Consider the following 16,079-nt stretch of genomic DNA (forward strand, 5'->3'; position numbering starts at 1 on the left):
GCGCGTGGGTCCGTCATCTCGCCCCTAGACTCTGCGGTTGTGTCAGTGACTGGACGAACGATCAAGCGGGTGCTCGTCGGTCGCGCGATGCGCAGCGACAAACTCGGCGACACCCTGCTGCCCAAGCGGCTGGCCCTGCCGATCTTCGCGAGCGACGCCCTCTCGTCCGTGGCGTACGCGCCGGACGAGATCCTGATCACCCTCGGCGCGGCCGGTGGGGCGTTCGTGACCACCAACTCCTGGTACATCACCGGAGCCGTCGTCTTCGTGATGGCGATCGTCGTGGCGTCGTACCGGCAGAACGTGCACGCCTACCCATCCGGCGGTGGAGACTACGAGGTCGCCACCACCAACCTGGGTCCCAAGGCCGGACTGACGGTGGCCTCGGCCCTGCTCGTGGACTACACGCTGACCGTGGCGGTGTCGGTGTCGTCCGGCGTGCAGAACGCGTCCGCGGCGTTGCCGTTCGTGCAGGGGCGCGAGGTCATCGTGGCGGTGCTGTTGGTGGTCGCCCTCACCGCGCTCAACCTGCGCGGCGTCCGGGAGTCGGGGTCCTACTTCGCCATCCCCGTCTATCTGTTCATCCTCGGCATCTTCGGCCTGGCGATCGTCGGGGTGGTCCGCAAGCTGATGGGCGACCTGCCGCTGGCCGAGAGCGCGAAGTTCTCCCTCGCGCCGCAGTCGGGCATGTCGTCGTTGTCCCAGTTCGCGATGCTCTTCCTGCTCCTGCGGGCCTTCTCCAGCGGCTGTGCGGCGCTCACCGGTGTCGAGGCGATCTCCAACGGCGTACCGGCGTTCAAGAAGCCCAAGAGCAGGAACGCCGCCACGACGCTGCTGCTGATGGGCTCGATCGCGGTGGTCATGCTCGTCTCGATCATCGCCCTGTCGCGCTGGACCGGCATCCGCATCCAGGACCCCGACCACCCCGGCAGCCTGCTGCTGAACGGCAAGCCGGTCGAGAACTACAACGAGAACACCGTCCTCGGGCAGCTGTCGCACGCGGTCTTCCATGGCTTCCAGCCCGGGATCATCTTCGTCTCGATCGTGACCGGCATCATCCTGGTGCTGGCCGCGAACACCGCGTTCAACGGGTTCCCCGTGCTGGCGTCGATCCTCGCCAAGGACGGCTTCCTGCCCCGCCAGCTGCACACCCGCGGCGACCGGCTCGCCTACTCCAACGGCATCCTGATCCTCGCGGGCGCGGCGGTCGCGCTGATCGTCATCTACCACGCCGAGACCACCCGACTGATCCAGCTCTACATCGTCGGCGTCTTCGTGTCCTTCACCACGAGCCAGACCGGCATGATCCGGCACTGGAACCGGCATTTGAAGGACGAGCAGGACCCCAAGGTCAGATCGCGGATGCGGCGGTCGCGGGTGATCAACGCGGTCGGCGCGGTGATGGCCGGGCTGGTGCTGGTCGTCGTGCTGCTCACCAAGTTCACCCACGGTGCGGGGTACGCCGTGGGCGCCATGATCGTGCTCTACGTGCTCATGCTCGGCATCCGGCGCCACTACGCCCATGTGCGCGACGAGTTGGCGCTGTCCGACATCGACGGCGACGAACAGGTGCTCCCCGCCCGGCTGCACGTGATCGTGCTGGTGTCCAAGATCCACAAACCGACGATGCGGGCGTTGGCGTACGCGCGGGCGACCCGCCCGGCGGTGCTCGAGGCGCTCACCGTGGACGTCAACCACGAGGAGACGCAGGCACTGAAGGACGAGTGGAACCGGCGCGAGATCCCGGTGACGCTCAGCACGGTCGCCTCGCCGTACCGCGAGATCACCCGGCCGGTCATCAACTACGTGCGGGCGATCCGGCGCGACAGTCCGCGCGACGTGGTGATGGTCTACATCCCCGAGTACGTGCTGGGGAAGTGGTGGGAGCAGCTGCTGCACAATCAGTCAGCGCTGCGGTTGAAGGCCCGACTGCTCTTCACTCCCGGGGTGATGGTCACCAGCGTGCCCTGGCAGCTGCACTCCTCGGAGGGGTCCGAGGACCGCTTCGACGGGTCGGCACCGGGCTCGGTCCGACTGGGTCGCTGACCGCGATGCCCCAACGCCCTCGCTCCGGCGAACCCCGCCGCGGACGCCCTGACCGTCGCGGCGGGTCGCGTCGACCAGCACGCCGCACCGGGTCGGACCCTGCGGCTCCAGGCTCGATGGTGGGCACCGAGCTGGTGCTCGACATCGGAGCGGTGGCCCACGGCGGATCGTGCGTGGCCCGCACCGAGGGTCGCGTCGTCTTCGTGCGACACACGCTGCCGGGGGAGCGAGTGCGTGCCCGCGTGACCGACGGCACGCGCACCTCCCGCTTCCTGCGGGCGGACGCGGTCGAGGTGCTGTCGGCCTCCCCGCAACGGCGTACGCCGGCGTGCCCGTGGTCCGGTCCTGGCCGCTGCGGAGGATGCGACTGGCAGCACACCAGCGCGGCGTACGGACGGGAGCTCAAGACCGCGGTGGTCGCGGAGCAGCTGCGCCGGCTGGCGGGGATCGACTGGACCGGCGAGGTCGAGGCCGTGCCAGGCGACGAGGACGGGCTGCGCTGGCGCACCCGCGTCGAGCTCGCCACCGGCCCGGACGGCCGGGCCGGATTCCGCGCGCACCGCTCGCATGACGTCATACCCGTCGAGGACTGCGTCATCAGCGTGCCGCAGGTGCGGGCGACTGGGATCTTCACCGAACGGTTCGACGCCGGGGTCACGGGCGTGGATGTCGCCGTGGCCTCCGACGGGTCCGCGACCGCGGTGCTCCTCCCGCACCGCGGTGAGGTGCCGGGTGTCCTCGAGACCGTGACGGCCGGTGGGGCGACGCTGGACTTCGAGGTGTCCGCGCGCGGTTTCTGGCAGGTGCACCCCGGGGCGGCGCCGACCTTCGTGGACGAGGTGCTGCGACAGCTCGCGCCGCGACCGGGAGAGCGGGTGCTCGACCTCTACTGCGGCGTGGGGCTCTTCACCAGATTCCTCGCCGACCGGGTGGGGGAGAGCGGCGCGGTCCTCGGCATCGAGGGCGACGAGCGTGCCGTGGCCGACGCGCAGCCGGCCCTCCGCGAGGTGCCGCAGGCGCGGATCGAGCGATCCGACGTACGTCAGGCCGGCCCGCTCGTGGCCGAGCACCTGGGCGATGTGGTCGATCTGGTCGTGCTGGACCCGCCGCGGACCGGCGCCGGACGCGAGGTGGTCGAGCAGATCACCGGGTTGCGACCGCGCGCGATCGCATACGTGGCCTGCGACCCCGCGGCACTCGCCCGTGACCTGGCATACGCCGCCGACGCGGGGTACGCGCTCACGTCCCTGCGCGCGTTCGATGCGTTCCCGATGACCCACCACGTGGAGTGCGTCGCGATCCTCGTTCCAGCCGAGCAGGGCTGACCGGCACGACGCGTCGGTTGTCAGCGCTCTGTGACGCCGACGCCACGAATCGGCTGACAACCGATGGTCGGTGTGCGTCTTAGGTCGACCTTTGCTGCCGGGGGTTCAGCGGATATGCTTGACTTATCTTGACGTCAAGATAAATGAGATGCGGCCGGAACGGCGCGACGGACAGGACGAAGGAGTCGGCGTGAGCACCAACAGCTTCGATGCGAAGGACACCCTGAAGGTGGGGGAGAACTCGTACGAGTTCTATCGCCTGGACAAGGTCGAGGGGTCCTCGGACCTGCCGTTCAGCCTCAAGGTGCTCCTGGAGTGCCTGCTGCGCACGGAGGACGGCTCGAACATCACTGCCGACCACGTACGCGCGTTGGGCGGGTGGAAGGCCGACGCCGAGCCGGACACCGAGATCCAGTTCACCCCGGCCCGCGTGATCATGCAGGACTTCACCGGTGTGCCGTGCGTGGTCGACCTGGCCACGATGCGCGAGGCCGTGGCCGACCTGGGCGGTGACGCCAAGAAGATCAACCCGCTCGCACCCGCCGAGATGGTCATCGACCACTCGGTGATCATCGACGTCTTCGGCCGCGCCGACGCGTTCGAGCGCAACGTGGAGATCGAGTACGGCCGCAACAAGGAGCGTTACCAGTTCCTGCGCTGGGGCCAGACGGCGTTCGACGACTTCAAGGTCGTGCCCCCGGGCACCGGCATCGTGCACCAGGTCAACATCGAACACCTGGCCCGCTCGATCATGACCCGTAACGGCGTCGCCTACCCGGACAGCTGCGTCGGCACCGACAGCCACACCACGATGGTCAACGGCCTGGGTGTGCTCGGCTGGGGCGTCGGCGGTATCGAGGCAGAGGCCGCGATGCTCGGCCAGCCCGTGTCGATGCTCATCCCGCGCGTCGTCGGCTTCCGCCTGACCGGTGCGATCCCGGCCGGCGCGACCGCCACCGACGTCGTCCTCACCATCACGCAGATGCTTCGTGAGCACGGGGTGGTCGGCAAGTTCGTGGAGTTCTACGGCGAGGGCGTCGCCTCGGTGCCGCTGGCCAACCGCGCCACCATCGGCAACATGAGCCCGGAGTTCGGCTCCACCTGCGCGATCTTCCCGATCGACGACGTGACCCTGGACTACCTGCGCCTCACCGGCCGCGAGGAGGACCACGTCGCACTGGTCGAGTCCTACGCCAAGACCCAAGGCCTGTGGCACGACCCGTCCAACGAGCCGCGCTTCTCGGAGTACCTCGAGCTCGACCTGTCCACGGTCGTGCCCTCGATCGCCGGTCCGAAGCGGCCGCAGGACCGGATCGTCGTCTCCGACGCCAAGACCCAGTTCGCGCTCGACGTCAAGAACTACGGCGTCGAGGGCGGTCTGCGCGAGGAGCAGGTCACCCCGGCCGAGGGGCCGGCGTACGGGCTGAAGGACGGCTCGGTCGTCATCGCCTCGATCACGAGCTGCACCAACACCTCCAACCCCTCGGTAATGATGGCCGCGGCGCTGCTCGCCAAGAACGCCGTCGACAAGGGCCTGACCGTGGCCCCGTGGGTGAAGACCTCGATGGCGCCCGGCTCGCAGGTCGTCACCGGCTACTACGAGAACGCTGGCCTGTGGCCCTACCTGGAGAAGCTCGGCTTCTACCTCGTCGGCTACGGATGCACGACGTGCATCGGCAACTCCGGTCCGCTCAACGAGGAGATCTCGCAGGCCGTGCAGGAGCACGACCTGACCGTGGTCTCGGTGCTGTCCGGCAATCGCAACTTCGAGGGCCGGATCAACCCGGACGTGAAGATGAACTACCTGGCGTCCCCGCCGCTGGTCATCGCGTACGCGCTCGCCGGCACGATGAACTTCGACTTCGAGGTCGACCCGCTCGGCACGGACCAGGCCGGGAACGACGTGTTCCTGAAGGACATCTGGCCGGCACCGGACGACGTCGAGAAGACCATCGCCGCGTCGATGGACCGCGCGCTGTTCGTCAAGGACTACGCCGACGTCTTCGCCGGCGACGAGCGCTGGCAGGGCCTGCAGACCCCCGAGGGCGACACGTTCGCGTGGGACGCCGACTCGACGTACGTGCGCAAACCGCCGTACTTCGACGGCATGCCGGCCGAGCCGGAGCCCGTCTCGGACATCAAGGGCGCGCGCGTCCTGGCGAAGCTGGGCGACTCGGTGACCACCGACCACATCAGCCCGGCCGGCTCGATCAAGGCCGACAGCCCCGCCGGTAAGTACCTCACCGAGCACGGCATCGAGCGCAAGGACTTCAACTCCTACGGCTCGCGGCGTGGCAACCACGAGGTCATGGTGCGCGGCACCTTCGCCAACATCCGGCTGCGCAACCAGCTGCTGGACGGCGTCGAGGGCGGGTTCACCCGCAACTTCCTCGCCGAGGGCGAGCAGACCTCGATCTTCGACGCGTCCGCGGCGTACCAGGAGGCCGGCGTGCCGCTGGTGGTGCTCGGCGGCAAGGAGTACGGCTCCGGTTCGTCGCGCGACTGGGCGGCCAAGGGCACCCGGCTGCTCGGCGTCAAGGCCGTCATCACCGAGTCGTTCGAGCGCATCCACCGCTCCAACCTGATCGGCATGGGCGTGCTGCCGCTGCAGTTCCCGCAGGGGCAGAACGTCGAGTCGCTCGGCCTGGACGGCACCGAGACCTTCGACATCAGCGGCGTCGAGGCGCTGAACGAGGGGCGCACGCCGAAGACCGTGCACGTGACCGCGACCAAGGGCGACGGGTCGGTCGTCGAGTTCGACGCGGTCGTGCGCATCGACACCCCCGGGGAGGCGGAGTACTTCCGCAACGACGGCATCCTGCAGTACGTGCTGCGTTCGCTGGTGAAGGCCGGCGCCTGACGCGACACCGGATCCCACGCCGTGCGGCGCGGGCCACCTGAACACCCCGAACGACCCCTGCCGCAGCACGCGGCAGGGGTCGTTCGGGGTTCCGGTCAGGAGGCGAGCAGACCGTCGATCTGGTTGATCGCGGCCGAGGCGCCCTCCACGACTCCCATGTCGAGCACCTTCTGCAGACCTTCGGCGGTCGTGTAGGTGCTGACGTACGTCGCGCGGGTCTTCCCGCCGAGATCCTCGAAGCGGTACACGTTCTGCGACACCGGCATCGACTCGTCCGGCGCGAAGTCGTCGGCGTTCTGCGCGAACCCGTCCTCGAACTCGAAGCCGTGCGGGGAGTCCACGGAGGTCACGTGCCACCACCCGGCGTACTTCTCTCCCTCGGGGCTGGTCATGTAGTAGTGCACCCGCCCGCCCGGGGTGAGCGAGTGGTCCACGACGGTGGCCGGGTAGGTCGGCGGACCCCAGACCCGCTCGAGCTGGCGCGGGTCGGCGTACACCTCCCAGACGCGCTCGACCGGCGCCGCGAACTCCGCGGTGATGGTGAGCGTGCGGGCTTCGGCCTGGGTGTCGACATCGGTCACGGGCATGTCACTTCTCCTCTGGTGTGGGGTGATTCGTGGTTTCGGTGGTTCTGGTGGTTTCGGTGCTGAGCAACTCATCGATCCGGGAGATCCGGCCGCGCCAGATCTGCTCGAGATCGCCGAGCATCGAGGCGACCGAGCGGATCGCCTCGACATCGCCGCTGGCGAGCTGCTCTCGTCCGTGGCGGCGCTTGACGAGCAGGCCGGCCCGCTCGAGGACCGCGACGTGCTTCTGTACGGCCGCGAAACTCATCGGGTAGTGCTCCGCCAGCGCCGACACGGAGTGTTCGCCGGCGAGGATGCGTCGCATGATGTCGCGGCGCGTCCGGTCGGCGAGTGCACGGAACATCGCGTCCGCGGCGTCCTCCTGATCGGGCATGGCCACAACATACAACCATTCGGTTGTATGTTGTCAAGAGAGCCCGGCGACTGCGCATATCGCGGGGTGAAACGGGCTGATCGGGCCCGCGACATGCGCAGTCGACGATCAGGGGGAGTCGTCGATGTACCACCGGCGCTGCCACTCGCGCCGTAGCGTGACCGTCATGACGACGGTGGAGAGTCCGCAGACCCGCGCGCCGGGCGGGGTGGAGGCCAACGGCCTGAACGTGATCGACGAGTCCGAGCGGCACGGGCGGCCGGCGTCGCTCTTCTGGCCCTGGTTCGCCTCCAACATCTCGGTGCTCGCGATCGCGTACGGCGCGTTCGTGATCGGCTTCGGGCTCAACATCTGGCAGGCGCTCGGCGCCGCGGTGGTGGGCAGCATCGGCTCGTTCCTGCTGTGCGGTTTCGTGTCCGTCGCCGGCAAGCGCGGGTCGGCGCCGACGCTCGTGCTGTCGCGAGCCGCGTTCGGGCTCAACGGGAATCGCGTGCCGTCGGCGATCTCGTGGATCCTCACCGTCGGCTGGGAGACCGTGCTCGTGGTCCTGGCGACGCTCGGCACCTCGACGGTCTTCGCGCGGCTCGGATGGAGCCACGGCACCGTCACCAAGCTGATCGTCCTGCTGGTGGTCGCCGCGGTCACCGTCGTCGCGGGGGTCTTCGGCTTCGCGCTCATCATGCGTCTGCAGACCTGGATCACCCTGGCGACCGCCGTCCTCACGATCGGCTACATCGCCCTCACCGTGCACCGGGTGCACTGGCACACGGTGAGCACCATGAAGGCCGGGGGAGTGCCGCAGGTGCTGGGCGCGACCATCCTGGTGCTGACAGCCCTCGGCCTCGGGTGGGTCAACTGCGCGGCCGACTACAGCCGGTACCTGCCGCGGTCGACGCCCAGCCGCGGCGTGATCTTCTGGACCACCTTCGGCGGCGCGCTCGGCCCGGTCGTGCTCGTCGTCTTCGGCATCCTGCTGGCCGCGTCCGACCCCAAACTGTCCGCCGCGATCGGGGGCGATCCCATCGGCGCCCTCACGGCCGCACTGCCGACCTGGTACCTGGTGCCGTTCGCCGTCGTCGCGATCCTGGGCCTGATGTCCGGGGCGGTGCTCGACATCTACTCCTCGGGTCTGTCGCTGCTCAGCCTCGGGTTGCGGGCGCCGCGCTTCGTCGCCGCGCTGATCGACGGCACGATCATGACGCTCGGGGGCATCTACGTCGTCTTCTTCACGTCCAGCAGCTTCGTGGCCAACTTCCAAGGCTTCCTGGTGACGGTGGGGGTGCCGATCGCCGCCTGGTGCGGCGTCTTCCTCGGGGATCTGGTGCTGCGGCGGAGCGCGTACGCCGACGCCGAGTTGTACGACGCCCGCGGCCGCTACGGCTCCCTCGCCCCGATCCCGCTGGTGCTCATGGTGATCGGATCGGCGCTGGGGTGGGGGTTGGTCGTCACGTCGGCCAAGGTGTCCTGGCTGACCTGGCAGGGCTACCTGCTCGACCCCTTGCATCTCGGTGGCAAGGAGGGCACCTGGGCATACGCCGGCCTCGGTGTCCTGGTCGCGATCGTCGTCGGTTTCGTGGGCACCGTCGCCCTGACCGCCGGGACCGTCCGGCGCCAGGAGCGTGTGGACCCCGCGGGCGACGCGAGGGCCGCGAGTGCCGTCTGACGTCCTGGTCGTCATCGACGCCCAGCACGTCTTCGCCGACGTCGAGGGCCCGTGGGGTTCCCCGATGTTCGCCGACGTGCTGCCGGCGATCGAGGCCGCCGTGCGGGAGTACGCCGATCGCGTCGTCTTCACCCGGTACGTCGCCCCGGACGACCCGGCCGGTGCGTGGACGGCGTACTTCGCCCGGTGGCCGTTCGCCCTCACGGCACCGGACCATCCGCAGTACCGGTTGGTCCCGCAGTTCGCGGGCCGGCCGACCGTGGACGCCACGACGTTCGGAAAGTGGGGCGACCCGTTGCGCGCCGCGCTCGGTGACGCACGATCGGTGCAGCTGTGCGGCGTGTCCACGGATTGTTGCGTGCTGTCGACCGCGCTGCCGATGGCGGACGCGGGGATCGCGGTCACGGTCCGCGCGCAGGCGTGCGCCGGGTCGAGCCCGGAGGCGCACGAGAACGCCCTCGCGGCGATGGAGCTCTACGCGCCGTTGATCACCGTGGCGCGCTGAGCCGAGCAGTCGTAGCAGGCCTGGCCGTCGTGCGCGACGGCCAGGCACGCGTCGAGTGCCGTGACTCGCCTGACGCCCTCGGGGTCCAGGACGCCGGGTCCCACCGCATAGACTCGGGCGTTGGACCGTGGCCGGAAGGGATTTTCTACGTGGGTTTGCTCGATGGCATCAACGAGCCGGGTGACGTACGCGCTATCCCTGCTGAGCAGCTCGATGCACTGGCTGCCGAGATCCGGACCTTCCTGGTCGAGTCGGTGTCCAAGACCGGCGGCCACCTGGGCCCCAACCTCGGCGTCGTCGAACTGACGATCGCGCTGCACCGGGTCTTCGACTCCCCGCGGGACACACTCGTGTTCGACACCGGGCACCAGTCGTACGTCCACAAGCTCCTCACCGGCCGGCACGATTTCTCCGCGCTGAAGAAGCAGGGCGGCCTGTCCGGCTACCCGAGCCGCGCCGAGTCCGATCACGACGTCGTCGAGAACTCACACGCGTCGACGTCCCTGTCCTGGGCCGAGGGCATCGCGCACGCTCGCGTCCTGCAGGGTCAGCGCGACCGGCACACCGTCGCCGTCATCGGCGACGGCGCCCTCACCGGCGGGATGGCCTGGGAGGCGCTGAACAACATCGCCGTCAGCAAGGACCTGCCGCTGGTCATCGTCGTCAACGACAACGAGCGGTCGTACGCGCCCACGATCGGCGGCCTGGCCGCGCACCTGGCGACGCTGCGGACCACGCGCGGCTACGAGCGGGTCCTGGACTGGGGCAAGTCGACGCTGCAGCAGACCCCGGTCGTCGGCCACGCGATGTACGAGACGCTGCACGGGGTCAAGAAGGGCATCAAGGACATCGTCGCCCCGCAGCAGGGGATGTTCGAGGACCTGGGCATCAAGTACGTCGGTCCGATCGACGGTCACGACGAGCAGTCCGTCGAGATGGGGCTGCGCCGCGCCAAGGACTTCGGCGGCCCGTGCATCGTGCACGTGATCACGCAGAAGGGCCGCGGCTACCAGCCGGCGATGGACGACGAGGCCGACCAGTGGCACGGCATCGGCAAGTTCAACCCTGAGACCGGTCTGCCCTTCGAGGTGTCAGGCCGGATCTGGACCGACGAGTTCAGCGACGAGATGGTGCGCATCGGTGCCGAACGCGCGGACGTCGTCGCGATCACCGCGGCCATGCTCATCCCCGTCGGCCTGGACAAGTTCGCCGCGGCGTACCCCGACCGGGTCTTCGATGTGGGCATCGCCGAGCAGCACGCGGTCACCATGGCCTCCGGACTCGCGTACGCCGGGCTACACCCGGTCGTCGCCGTCTACGCGACCTTCCTCAACCGTGCCTTCGACCAACTGCTGATGGACTGCGCGCTGCACCGCCAGGGCGTCACCTTCGTGCTCGACCGGGCGGGCGTCACCGGCTCCGACGGCCCGTCGCACAACGGCATGTGGGACATGGCCATCTCCTCGATCGTGCCCGGGCTGCGTCTCGCGGCGCCGCGGGACGGCGAGCAGGTGAAGCTGCAGCTGCGCGAGGCGCTCGAGGTCGCCGACGGGCCGACCGTGATCCGCTTCCCCAAGGGGGACGTCGCCGAGCCGCTGACCGCGGTCCGGGCCATCGGCGCGCTCGACGTGCTGCACGACGGGCCGACGGCACCGGATGTGCTGCTCGTCGGTGTGGGTGCTATGTGTCCCACCGCGCTGGGTGTCGCGGAGAAGCTTGCGGCACAGGGCATCTCGACTCTGGTCGTCGACCCGCGCTGGGTGCTGCCGGTGGCCGACGAGCTGGTCGAACTGGCACGTTCTGCCCGCCACGTCGCCGTCATAGAGGACAACCTGGCGACCAACGGCGTGGGCGTCGCGGTGACCGCACGGTTGCGGTCCGCGGGCTGTGAGGTGCCGGTCCACGCGTTCGGGATCCCCAAGGAGTTCCTCGACCACGCCTCGCGCGCGCAGGTGCTGGAGGGGATCGGCCTGACCTCCGACGTCATCGCCACCGACCTGATCGGACGCCTCGCGCACTGACCCCTCCCGATCGACACGAGGGACTGCCGAGGATCGGCGAACACCGTGGTTGGTCGTCGAGGACCTTTGTCAACCACATGCGCTGCTCAGGTCGGATGGCTACGTTGATATGACCTAGGTCACATCTTCGTGACATCTGAGCCAGGAAGGTCGCAGTCATGGCAACCAACAGAGTGGTCGTCTACAAGGGTCCGGGCGAAGTCGCCGTCGAGGAGATCGACTACCCGTCGCTCACATTGCCCGACGACGTGGTGTCGGGGATGAAGATCCAGAAGAACGCGCCGCACGCGGCCATCCTGCGGCTGGTGACGACGAACATCTGCGGTAGCGACCAGCACATGGTGCGCGGCCGGACCACGGCACCCGTGGGGCAGACCCTGGGCCACGAGATCACCGGCGAGGTGGTCGAGCTCGGTGATGACGTGCTCTTCGTCAAGAAGGGCGATATCTGCTCGGTGCCGTTCAACATCGCGTGCGGCAGGTGCCGGATGTGCAACGAGGGCAAGACCGGCATCTGTCTGAACGTGAACCCGGCCCGGGCCGGCGCGGCGTACGGCTATGTCGACATGGGTGGGTGGATCGGTGGGCAGGCGGAGTACGTGATGGTGCCGTACGCCGACTTCAACCTGTTGCCGTTCCCGGATCGCGAGGAGGCGCTGGAGAAGATCCTCGATCTCACGATGCTGTCCGACATCTTCCCCACGGGCTACCACGGCGCGTACACCGCGGGTGTCACGACCGGTTCGACCGTGTACGTCGCGGGCGCCGGCCCGGTGGGGCTCGCCGCAGCGCACGCGGCTCAGTTGCTCGGCGCGGCGGTCGTCGTGGTCGGGGACATGAACGCCGAACGCCTTGCGCAGGCACGCAGTTTCGGCTGCGAGAGCGTCGATCTGTCGAGCGGCGACGATCTGGCCGACCTGATCGAACAGGTCGTGGGTGAGCGCGAGGTCGACGCCGCCGTCGACGCGGTGGGCTTCGAGGCCCGCGGGCACGGCGCCGACGCCGACGAGGCACCCGCCACGGTCCTCAACGACTGCATGACGATCGCCCGCGCCGGTGCTGGCATCGGCATCCCGGGGCTCTATGTGACGGGCGACCCCGGCGCGGCCGACGACAACGCCAAGGAAGGAACTCTCGGCGTGCGGCTGGGTCTGGGCTGGGCGAAGTCGCACTCGTTCATGACCGGCCAGTGCCCGGTCAAGCAGTACAACCGCAAGCTGATGAACCTGATCCTGCGCGACAAGGCCCAGATCGCGAAAGCGGTCAACGCGACGAAGATCAGCCTGGACGAGGCGCCGACGGGCTACGCCGACTTCGACAAGGGTGCGGCCAAGAAGTACGTGATCGACCCGCACGGCATGGTCGCCTGACCCGCGGCAGCGGTCCGTTGAGATCCGGGTTCGGGAGGGTGCCAAGCCCTCTGCACCCTCCCGAACCCGGATCTCACAACCGGGCGCACCGACTGTCGTTGCGGCTGACGGTGCGGGTCGACCAGGTCGGCGTACGCCGCGTGGGGTGGGCAGGGCAGCGCGCACCGGCGCCGTGCGCGCTCGGTCATGCGGGCACGTTCCGGGATGACCGACGTGCGAACGCCGTCACGGCGTACGTTCCATGAGCAATGGGGTGGTGGCGAATCCGGCGCGCTGGTAGACCGCGATCGACTTCGGGCGGGAGTGCACGATCACGCGGTCGGCGCCGTCGGCACGCGCGCGTTCGAGCAGTGCGTCGACCAGCCGGCCGCCGATGCCGCGCCCGCGGTGGCGCGCCGGAACGTAGACGGACTGGACCTCCGCCACCCAGCGGTCCCCTGTCGAGGGGCGGGGCGGACGGGGTGTGCGCACCAGGAAGGCCATGCCCACGATGTCCTCACCCTCCTGCGCGACCCAGCAGGTGTGGGTCGCCCGATGGGCGCCGATCCAGTCCGCGAAGGTGCGCACGAAGTCGTCGTGCTCGTACGTTGGGACGTCACCGTCCTCCACGTCCCACGCCCACCGCAGCTCACCCGCCGCACGCCAGTCCTGGACCCGGGATTCTCGAATCGTCAACGCGGACAACATGGTTTCGACTCTACCGACGTGGTGATGGCCACCGGACGATCACCCGCGGTATCTGCTCGCAGCAGAATCCGTCCTCTGTGTCGGCGGTCCGGCCTAGTCTCGCCGTATGCAAGGTGTGGTGCCCTTCCCGTCTCCCGATGACGCGCGCGCACGCCGCGGCGCGCGGCGTAGCGAGCCGTTGTGGCGCCAGCTGCTCGGCGAGCAGTTGCGGTCCGAGCGGGTCGCCCGCGCCGAGCGGCTGACCGACGTCGCCCGGCGCGCGGGAGTGTCCCCGCAGTACCTGTCGGAGGTGGAGCGGGGCCGCAAGGAACCGTCCTCGGAGATGCTGGCCGCCATCGGGGGTGCGCTCGACCTGACGCTGCTCGACCTGACCTCGCGGGTGCGCGACCGGCTCGCCGCAGGCTCCGGGACCTCGACGCCGCGGCAGGTGGAGCTCCGGCTGGCCGCGTGAGCGTCCGCGCGGGAGTCACGCCTTGCGAGAGGCAATGACGGTGTCGACCACGCCGTACGCGCGTGCGGCGTCGGCGGTCATCACCAGGTCGCGTTCGGTGTCACGCCGCACCTGCTCGGGCGTATGCCCGGTGTGCTGCGCCAGCAACTCCTCCAGCAACGTCCGCACCCGGTCGACCTCTTCGGCCTCCAGGATCAGGTCCGGGATCGCGCCGCGTCCCTCGGCCGCCGGCGCGTGCAACACGACCCGGCCATGCGGCAGCATCTGCCGGAATCCGGGAGCGCCACCGGCGAGCAGCACCGCCGCCGTCGAGACCGCCTGCCCCACGCACGTGGTCTCGACCCGCGCGCGGACGAACTGCATGGCGTCGTAGATGGCGAGCATCGCCGAGATCGAGCCGCCGGGGGAGTTGATGTAGAAGTTGATCGGCTGGTCGGGGTTGTCCGATTCCAGGTGCAGCAGCTGCGCGATCAGCACGTTGGAGACCCCGTCGTCGATCGCCGTGCCGAGATAGACGACCCGGTCGGCGAGCAGCCGGCTGAACACGTCGACCGTGCGGTCGCCGCCGCGTTCGCTGCGGGTGGTCACGTACGGCACGGTGTACGCGCTCATCGCGTCGCACCCAGCCCGGCCGTGCGAGAGGCGATCGGCCCGACCTGATCCATCGAGTCCACGATCGCGTCGATGAAGCCGTAGTCGAGCGCCTCCTGTGCCGTGAAGAACCGGTCGCGCTGCGAGTCCTGTTCAACCGTCGCGACGTCCTGCCCGGTGTCCTGTGCGACCAGCGCCAGCACCGTGTCGCGGGTGTGCCGCAGCTGCCCGGCCTGGATGGCGATGTCCATCGCCGTGCCACCGAAGCCCGCAGAGCCCTGGTGCAGCAGCACCTGGGCGTGCGGGAGCGCGTACCGCTTGCCCTTGGTGCCCGAGCTCAGCAGGAACTGCCCCGCGCTGTACGCCGCGCCGAGCGCCACCGTGCTCACGTCGTTCGGGATGACCCGCATGCAGTCGCGGATCGCGAGCATCGCCGACACCGAGCCGCCGGGGGAGTTGATCAACAGCCGGATGTCGGCGTGCGCGTCCTCGGCGGCCAGGAGCAGCAGCGCGTTGCACAGGCGGTTGCCGTTCGCCTCCTCCAACGCAGCGCCGAGCAGCAGGGTGCGACGCTGCAACAGCCGTCGTTCCAGGTCGGCGTCGAGAGGATGGACCGTGGGTTTATCGTCGTCACTCATGCGAACGACGTTGCCACCGCAGTGCATTCGTTGTCAGGTCGCGCTGCTGACGGCAGATCCGCTACCGGCGTAGCCGAGTGTCCGCACTTCCGCGCACCCGTCCGCACGAAAGTGCGGACACTCGCGCGAGGGAGCTCAGGCGACGTGCCACTGACCGCGGGAGACCAGGACGTCGCGCAGCAGGTCACCGCGGTCGGTCATCAGCCCGTCGACCCCGAGGTCGAGCAGGCGGTGCATCGCCGCCGGGTCGTCGACGGTCCACACGTGCACCTGCGCGCCGGCCGCGTGCGCCTGGCGGATCAGTGTGCGCGTCAGCACCGGCAGCTTGCGGGTGCGCTCCGGGATCTGCAGGCAGTCCACGGTGCCGATCGGCAGACGTGCCAGGGGTGTCCGCCCGAAAGCCAGAGCCACACCCACGAGCACCGGGCTGGCGGTGGTGGCCACCGGGCGGCTGAGCTGCGTGAGGACCGCCCGCCGCCGACGATCGGAGAACGACGCGACGCACACCCGGTCCCACGCGCGGTGACGCTCGATCGCGTCGGCGAGTGGGCTGACGGCCGCATCGGACTTGCAGTCGATGTTGAGGCGCAGTTGCGGCCAGGTCTCGAGCAGCTCGTCGAACCGGGGGATGGGCTCCACGCCGCCGATCCGCGCCGTCGCGACATCGCGCCACGGCAGATCCACGATCGCCCCGCTGCGCCCGGCGACCCGGTCCAGCGAGCTGTCGTGGAACGCCACGAGCACCCCGTCGGCGGTCGCGTGCACATCGGTCTCGACGTACGCGTAATCGAGGTCGACGGCAGCACGGAACGCAGCCATCGAGTTCTCCAGGCCATCCCGGGAGAACCCCCGGTGAGCCATGGCGATTGGACCCGGCCAGTCCAGGTACGGCGTACGCGGCGTCACGTCGACGCGTCCCCTCACGTTGCTCGTCCGGTCAGAACTCCAGTGGTCGTCAGCGG

14 protein-coding genes are annotated in these 16,079 nt (G+C 69.4%); 8 read left to right on the forward strand and 6 right to left on the reverse strand.

The window, feature by feature from the left end:
* The first annotated feature begins 39 nt into the window (after nucleotides 1–39).
* From J4030_RS09645 to acnA, 3 genes are all read left to right on the forward strand, one after another.
* Nucleotides 40–2,046, forward strand: a complete 2,007-nt coding sequence (locus tag J4030_RS09645) for an APC family permease (RefSeq protein ID WP_374221989.1) — start codon at nucleotides 40–42, stop codon at nucleotides 2,044–2,046.
* A 116-nt stretch (nucleotides 2,047–2,162) separates the two neighbouring features.
* Nucleotides 2,163–3,371, forward strand: a complete 1,209-nt coding sequence (locus J4030_RS09650; RefSeq protein WP_243763082.1) for a class I SAM-dependent RNA methyltransferase — start codon at nucleotides 2,163–2,165, stop codon at nucleotides 3,369–3,371.
* Between the two features lie 190 nt (nucleotides 3,372–3,561).
* The gene (gene acnA / locus J4030_RS09655; protein WP_374221990.1) at nucleotides 3,562–6,231 is read left to right on the forward strand and encodes an aconitate hydratase AcnA; all 2,670 of its coding nucleotides are present in this window, start codon (nucleotides 3,562–3,564) and stop codon (nucleotides 6,229–6,231) included.
* 95 nt (nucleotides 6,232–6,326) lie between these two features.
* On the opposite strand, the gene J4030_RS09660 is transcribed toward acnA, so the two are convergent.
* Together J4030_RS09660 and J4030_RS09665 are read right to left on the reverse strand one after the other, a co-directional pair.
* Entirely contained in the window at nucleotides 6,327–6,818 is a 492-nt protein-coding gene (locus J4030_RS09660; RefSeq protein ID WP_208048999.1) for an SRPBCC domain-containing protein, read from the reverse strand.
* Between the two features lies 1 nt (nucleotide 6,819).
* A complete protein-coding gene (locus J4030_RS09665) occupies nucleotides 6,820–7,191 on the reverse strand; it encodes a helix-turn-helix transcriptional regulator (protein ID WP_208049000.1) in 372 nt (123 codons plus the stop codon).
* A gap of 166 nt (nucleotides 7,192–7,357) precedes the next feature.
* Between J4030_RS09665 and J4030_RS09670 the strand changes: the two genes are divergently transcribed.
* The 4 genes from J4030_RS09670 to fdhA all read left to right on the forward strand — a co-directional run bounded on the left by J4030_RS09670 (nucleotide 7,358) and on the right by fdhA (nucleotide 12,750).
* Nucleotides 7,358–8,854 carry a cytosine permease gene (locus J4030_RS09670; protein WP_208049001.1) on the forward strand — a complete coding sequence of 499 codons (1,497 nt, stop codon included), beginning with the start codon at nucleotides 7,358–7,360 and terminating at the stop codon, nucleotides 8,852–8,854.
* Nucleotides 8,844–9,359 (forward strand): cysteine hydrolase family protein, encoded by a 516-nt coding sequence (locus J4030_RS09675; protein WP_208049002.1) that lies wholly within the window; start codon nucleotides 8,844–8,846, stop codon nucleotides 9,357–9,359. The genes J4030_RS09670 and J4030_RS09675 overlap by 11 nt, the downstream gene beginning before the upstream one ends.
* 149 nt (nucleotides 9,360–9,508) lie before the next feature.
* Nucleotides 9,509–11,380, forward strand: coding sequence for a 1-deoxy-D-xylulose-5-phosphate synthase (dxs, locus tag J4030_RS09680; RefSeq protein ID WP_208049003.1), 1,872 nt, complete (start codon nucleotides 9,509–9,511; stop codon nucleotides 11,378–11,380).
* Nucleotides 11,381–11,538: 158 nt separating this feature from the next.
* Nucleotides 11,539–12,750 (forward strand): formaldehyde dehydrogenase, glutathione-independent, encoded by a 1,212-nt coding sequence (fdhA, locus tag J4030_RS09685; protein WP_208049004.1) that lies wholly within the window; start codon nucleotides 11,539–11,541, stop codon nucleotides 12,748–12,750.
* Nucleotides 12,751–12,975: 225 nt separating this feature from the next.
* On the opposite strand, the gene J4030_RS09690 is transcribed toward fdhA, so the two are convergent.
* Complete coding sequence (locus J4030_RS09690) at nucleotides 12,976–13,437, reverse strand: GNAT family N-acetyltransferase (RefSeq protein ID WP_208049005.1); 462 nt, start codon at nucleotides 13,435–13,437, stop codon at nucleotides 12,976–12,978.
* A 118-nt stretch (nucleotides 13,438–13,555) separates the two neighbouring features.
* On the opposite strand from J4030_RS09690, the gene J4030_RS09695 reads away from it, so the two are divergent.
* Nucleotides 13,556–13,888 carry a helix-turn-helix domain-containing protein gene (locus tag J4030_RS09695; RefSeq protein WP_374221991.1) on the forward strand — a complete coding sequence of 111 codons (333 nt, stop codon included), beginning with the start codon at nucleotides 13,556–13,558 and terminating at the stop codon, nucleotides 13,886–13,888.
* Between the two features lie 15 nt (nucleotides 13,889–13,903).
* Here J4030_RS09695 and J4030_RS09700 read toward each other — a convergent pair whose 3' ends face one another.
* The 3 genes from J4030_RS09700 to J4030_RS09710 all read right to left on the reverse strand — a co-directional run bounded on the left by J4030_RS09700 (nucleotide 13,904) and on the right by J4030_RS09710 (nucleotide 15,978).
* Nucleotides 13,904–14,500, reverse strand: coding sequence for a ClpP family protease (locus tag J4030_RS09700; RefSeq protein WP_208049007.1), 597 nt, complete (start codon nucleotides 14,498–14,500; stop codon nucleotides 13,904–13,906).
* Nucleotides 14,497–15,117: a ClpP family protease gene (locus J4030_RS09705; RefSeq protein WP_208049008.1), complete on the reverse strand. Its 621-nt coding sequence runs from the start codon at nucleotides 15,115–15,117 to the stop codon at nucleotides 14,497–14,499. The genes J4030_RS09700 and J4030_RS09705 overlap by 4 nt, the downstream gene beginning before the upstream one ends.
* Before the next feature lie 135 nt (nucleotides 15,118–15,252).
* Nucleotides 15,253–15,978 (reverse strand): glycerophosphodiester phosphodiesterase, encoded by a 726-nt coding sequence (locus tag J4030_RS09710; protein ID WP_208049051.1) that lies wholly within the window; start codon nucleotides 15,976–15,978, stop codon nucleotides 15,253–15,255.
* Nucleotides 15,979–16,079 lie beyond the last annotated feature (101 nt).

Origin of the sequence: Allobranchiibius sp. CTAmp26 (assembly GCF_017565405.1) — a bacterium.
Taxonomy (GTDB): domain Bacteria; phylum Actinomycetota; class Actinomycetes; order Actinomycetales; family Dermatophilaceae; genus Allobranchiibius.